The sequence below is a fragment of the Daejeonella sp. genome (genome assembly GCF_049655485.1).
GTDB lineage: Bacteria > Bacteroidota > Bacteroidia > Sphingobacteriales > Sphingobacteriaceae > Daejeonella.
In genome coordinates this window covers 1-4,923 of record NZ_JBASJU010000373.1, presented here as the reverse complement: position 1 = coordinate 4,923, position 4,923 = coordinate 1, and the positions used below count along the sequence as shown (strand labels likewise).

Below are 4,923 nucleotides of genomic sequence, written 5' to 3'. Positions count from 1 at the left end.
CGCTAGATCCGCATCAGCCAGAGATTAAAGGATTTGATTTCTCTAAACTGACTTCATCAAATGAGCAAACTTTTGTCGCGGCACAAGAGCTTACGTTAACGGAAAGCTCAAGCGATGAGCCATCCCGCCAGAATATGGAAAGCCTGGAAAGTGCGGTAAAAAGAAATACGGTCGAAATAGCTCAGGCGAAAAACGAAGTTAAAATTCCAAGATTCACCGGTGATCAGTCGAAGCTTGATGTAACTCAGCCGGACATGATAGCGAGTGCGGATGTGGTAGCAGACGACCTCCTTTCGGAACAGGAAATGGCTGCTCCGAGAAAGATCCGCAGCGTAGGAAGCCTCGTAAATTTTGTGATCTCTAAAGTGGACCGGAGGGAAGATAAAATCATTGAATTTACGGATGGGGATGAAGGCTCGCAAGTGTCGGGAATAAATCTGGGGCTGATTAAATTGAAAAGCAGGAATCGATAGGAGCCAGGAATCAAGAAAAAAGAACAAAACAAAAGAATAAGAACAAAGATTAAGACACCAGACATGAAAAAATTACTACTTAGTGTGCTCGTTATATTTTTAGCAGCGCCCGGTTTTGCCCAGGACAAGAAGAAAGACACCGTACTTGTGATTACCACGGATACCGTGAAGAACGACAAAAAGAAGACCATCACGATCAAAATTGGAGGTGGTGAGAAAGATACAACCGAACAGGAGATCAAGCCGTCCTCAGGATTTTCATTTCAGTTTGTTGCTTCCCGTATCGACCTCGGTTTGAGTACTTATCGTGATAACGGAAGCTTTACACTCTCGCCGACAAACTCTTATCTGGAGCGCGAGACCTGGAAAAGCAGCAATTTTGGGTTCGAGTTTTTTCAGATGGGATATCGTTTTAATAGTTATTTCAAGACTTATCTTGGGGTAGGTCTGGACTGGAATCACATCCGACTTAAACAGAATATTACCTTCCAGAAAGATAAGCCCACACTAAGCTATGTTACGGAGACCATAGATTTCAAAAAGAACAGATTTTCCAGCCAGTACCTTAGGATTCCTCTTTCTTTCCAACTCCGTACCAAGGACGACCAGAAAGGCAATAAATTGAACTTCGTTTTTGGTCCTGAGATTGGCTTCCTTTTAAATGGTAAGATTAAACAAGTGAGTAAGGAGAATGGCAAGGATAAATCCAAGGACGATTATAACTTCAATCCTTTCCGATATGGCGGTTTCGCAAGGCTTGGTTACGGCGGGACAGGGGTTTATGTCAAATATTATGGAAATGATGTATTTGCCGATGGACAGGGACCTGTAGATTTTAAGAACCTGTCGTTTGGGTTGATGCTGGGATTTTAAGAGGGAGAACCAGGAACCAGGAACCAGGAAACAAGACCTGAGCTGGTAACCAAAAAATGACTGCCATAGATGATAACTGTGGCAGTTTTTTTATGAAATGTTAACTTTATGGGAACGGGCGTCGTCCGCCGTAGCGTAGCGAAGGCGGGTTTTATTATATTTGATCCATGTCCGAAACGATCATCTCAATAAAGAATGTCAGCAAGCATTATTCTCCGGAACTAAGTGCAGGAGTAAGCGATATTAATCTCACAATCAACAAAGGCGATTTTGTTGCGATAGTTGGCGAAAGCGGTAGTGGCAAAAGTACGCTGCTTAAACTTATTTATGGAACTCTGGCACCTAATTCCGGTGAGCTGCACTTTAAAAGTGAGCATATCCCGGGGCCGCACGAGAAGTTAATCCCAGGCCATGATTCGATGAAAATGCTTAGCCAGGATTTTAACCTGAACCTTTATGCCAAAGTTTACGAGAACATCGAGAGTATGCTCTCGAACGAAAATGTTCAGGAGAAGAAACAGAAGTCGGGCGATATTATGGACCTTCTCGGCATAAGTGCCCTGGCAGAAAAAAGGATTGTAGAGCTCAGCGGGGGCGAGCAGCAGCGGGTAGCTCTGGCTAGAGCCATCATAACCGAACCCGAAGTGCTATTGCTTGATGAGCCTTTTAGTCAGTTGGACTCAGTTTTAAAAACGCAGTTCCGTGCAGATTTGAAACGCCTGGGAAATGAGCTTGGAATTACTATCATCATGGTCTCGCACGACCCCGTCGACGGCCTTACCCTGGCAGATAAAATGTTTATACTCAAGGATGGCCTCCTAATCGAATCAGGTGAGCCAAGTCAAGTCTATAACCGCCCTTCACATATCTATACCGCTCGCCTCTTAGGTAATGCCTTTTTCCTGCCCGCAGAAGAAGCTAAATTGATGGGTATACGATCAAAAGCACAACATGTGATGATCTATCCGGAATGGGTGCAGCTTAGAAGCACCTGGACCAGCAAGAGATATGAAGTAGAAGAGATCTTTTTTAGAGGATTTTATGAGGATTTGCTGCTGGTGCGTAAGGGGATTAAGATTCATGCAGTGAATAACCTGCCGGGGGCGTATAAGAAGGGGCAGGGGGTGCAGGTGGTGATTGAGAGGTATTTAGATTTTGATTAGAATATTAGGATTCATAGGATTATAGGATTCATAGGATGCGTAAGAAATAGATTAGGATTCATAGGATGATAAGATTCATAGGATGCTGGGCGGAGATGCAGGCGAAGCGCGGCAACGGATTAATAGGATGATGGAATTGATAGGATGCAAAGCAAAGAAAATGAATAGCGGTGTATTAGATTGAGTAGACGGGTATTAATTTTATTTCCGGTCTCAGAACCATACCTTGAAGAAATTTGATTTGAGGTGGAATACGAGCAACTTACCCATAAAATTATCGGATGTGCTATGAAAGTGCACTCGAAATTGGGACCGGGTTTTCCTGAGGTTGTTTATCAAAGATCAATGGCGATTGAGTTGGAAAAGCAAGCTCTTAGATTTATCCGTGAAATGACTTTAGCAGTCTTTTATGATGATATTAGAGTAGGATATGGCCGGGTAGACTTTTTCGTTGAAGATACAGTGATGTTAGAGTTAAAAGCTTTAATTAACCTGGAGGATGCTCATCTCGCTCAAGCGATGAACTATTGTAAAACATTTAACTTACCTTCAGGAATACTAATAAACTTTGGTAAAAGAAGTTTAGAATTTAAAAGAGTTTACAATCTCAATCATCAGGATAATCAAGGATTCATAAGTAAATAAGTTTCAATTAACTTTTAATCCTATGAATCCTATAATCCTATGAATCCTAATCCTATAAAATTCACAATCCTATGAATCCTATAATCCTATGAATCCTAATCCTATTTAATCCTACTCGCTAACCAGTCCCCAACCTCACTCGTCTTATACGCCTTCTTATCCCCAGCTAAATCCTCCGTAACAATTCCCTCAGCAAGGCTCTTATTCACCACGTCTCTTATTAACTCTGCTTCTTCCTTTAATCCAAATGCATCCTCGAACATCATCGCCGCCGATAAAACCGTCGCTAATGGATTTGCAATGTCTTTACCTGCTGCCTGCGGGTAGGACCCGTGTATTGGTTCAAATAAGCTTGTGTGAAGCCCGATCGAAGCGGAAGGCATTAATCCCATGGAACCAGAAATTACCGATGCCTCATCCGTTAAGATATCTCCGAAAAGATTTTCTGTAATCAGTACATCATAAGAATTAGGCCATTGAACCAAACGCATGGCAACGGCATCTACAAACTCATAGCTTACAGTTACTTCAGGATAATCTTTCTCCATATCCTGTACTGTTTCTCTCCAGAGACGGGAGGTTTCAAGAACATTAGCCTTATCTACACAGCACAACTTTTTACCGCGGGTCATTGCCATTTCAAAACCCAGTTTAGCAAGGCGGATAACTTCATCACGAGTATAAGTACAGGTATCAAATGCAGTATTGCCGTTGTCTTTCCTTCCTCTTTCTCCGAAATATATACCGCCTGTGAGTTCTCTTAAAATAATCAGGTCAGTTCCTTCAATGCGTTCTCTTTTTAAAGGAGAATTATCAATTAAGGATGGAAATGTAAAAGTGGGACGAACGTTAGCGAATAAACCCAGTTTCTTTCTCATTTTCAACAGGCCCTGTTCCGGGCGCACGGCTGCTTTTGGGTCGTTGTCGTATTTTGGATGGCCGATTGCTCCGAATAAAATGGCATCAGCTGCCATACAAATTTCATGAGTAGAATCCGGGTAAGGCTCTCCAACTTCGTCAATTGCGCAGGCACCGGTGATTGCCGGCGTCCAGGTTATTTCATGTCCAAATTTTGCAGCGATTGCATCTGATACTTTTACTGCCTGGTCAATAACTTCCGGGCCAATTCCGTCTCCTGCTAGTAGGGCGATGTTTAGTTTCATATTTGTAATTTATACGTTCTACGTTATACGTTGTAAGTTTTACTGGCCGGCAATCATTGGCGGGTGGCTCCAACAACCAACAACCAACCAACAACCAACAACCAACAACTATATTATATTCAGCATCTTCTGTGTCGATTTAATCGCACAAACAGTTTGATCCGAGTCTAATCCGCGGGTAATAAATTTCTTTGTTGGGGTTTCCCAGGTGATAATAGTTTCACACAGCGCATCAGAATTGCTTCCTGGCGCGATGCGTACGGCATAGTCGACTAGTTTCGGCAAGCAGAGTTCCTTTTTGGTGTAGACTTTCGTTAAAGCTTTCATAAAAGCATCAAACTGCCCATCACCTTGTGCATTTTCTTCGAATATTTCGCCATCAATGCTGACTGATATTGTTGCTGAGGGACGCAAACCCTTTGAATGGGTAAGAACGTAAGATTCAATAACTACCTTATCGGTAAATGGATTGCTGTTGAGAACATCAGAAATGATGTAAGGCAAATCTTCCCGCGTTACCGTTTCTTTTTGATCACCAAGTTCGATTACCCTTTGGGTTACTTTCTTAAGATCCTCATCGCTGAGTTTTAAGCCCAATTCCTGAAG

General features: G+C 42.5%; 6 protein-coding genes. 4 read left to right on the top strand and 2 right to left on the bottom strand.

Features of this window, described 5'->3' with window-relative positions; all coding sequences use genetic code 11:
- From WBJ10_RS15455 to WBJ10_RS15440, 4 genes are all read left to right on the top strand, one after another.
- A partial coding sequence (locus tag WBJ10_RS15455) for a hypothetical protein (RefSeq protein ID WP_424291890.1) occupies positions 1-473 on the top strand: 473 nt, incomplete at its 5' end.
- 63 nt (positions 474-536) lie between these two features.
- Positions 537-1,346, top strand: coding sequence for an outer membrane beta-barrel protein (locus WBJ10_RS15450; RefSeq protein WP_424291888.1), 810 nt, complete (start codon positions 537-539; stop codon positions 1,344-1,346).
- Positions 1,347-1,513: 167 nt separating this feature from the next.
- The gene (locus WBJ10_RS15445) at positions 1,514-2,509 is read left to right on the top strand and encodes an ABC transporter ATP-binding protein (RefSeq protein WP_424291886.1); all 996 of its coding nucleotides are present in this window, start codon (positions 1,514-1,516) and stop codon (positions 2,507-2,509) included.
- A gap of 246 nt (positions 2,510-2,755) precedes the next feature.
- Entirely contained in the window at positions 2,756-3,154 is a 399-nt protein-coding gene (locus WBJ10_RS15440) for a GxxExxY protein (RefSeq protein WP_424291884.1), read from the top strand.
- Positions 3,155-3,255: 101 nt separating this feature from the next.
- Here WBJ10_RS15440 and leuB read toward each other — a convergent pair whose 3' ends face one another.
- Both leuB and WBJ10_RS15430 read right to left on the bottom strand, forming a co-directional pair.
- Positions 3,256-4,317, bottom strand: coding sequence for a 3-isopropylmalate dehydrogenase (gene leuB, locus WBJ10_RS15435; RefSeq protein WP_424291882.1), 1,062 nt, complete (start codon positions 4,315-4,317; stop codon positions 3,256-3,258).
- A 108-nt stretch (positions 4,318-4,425) separates the two neighbouring features.
- Positions 4,426-4,923 (bottom strand): alpha-isopropylmalate synthase regulatory domain-containing protein (locus tag WBJ10_RS15430; protein WP_424291880.1); only part of this gene is annotated, 498 nt, incomplete at its 5' end.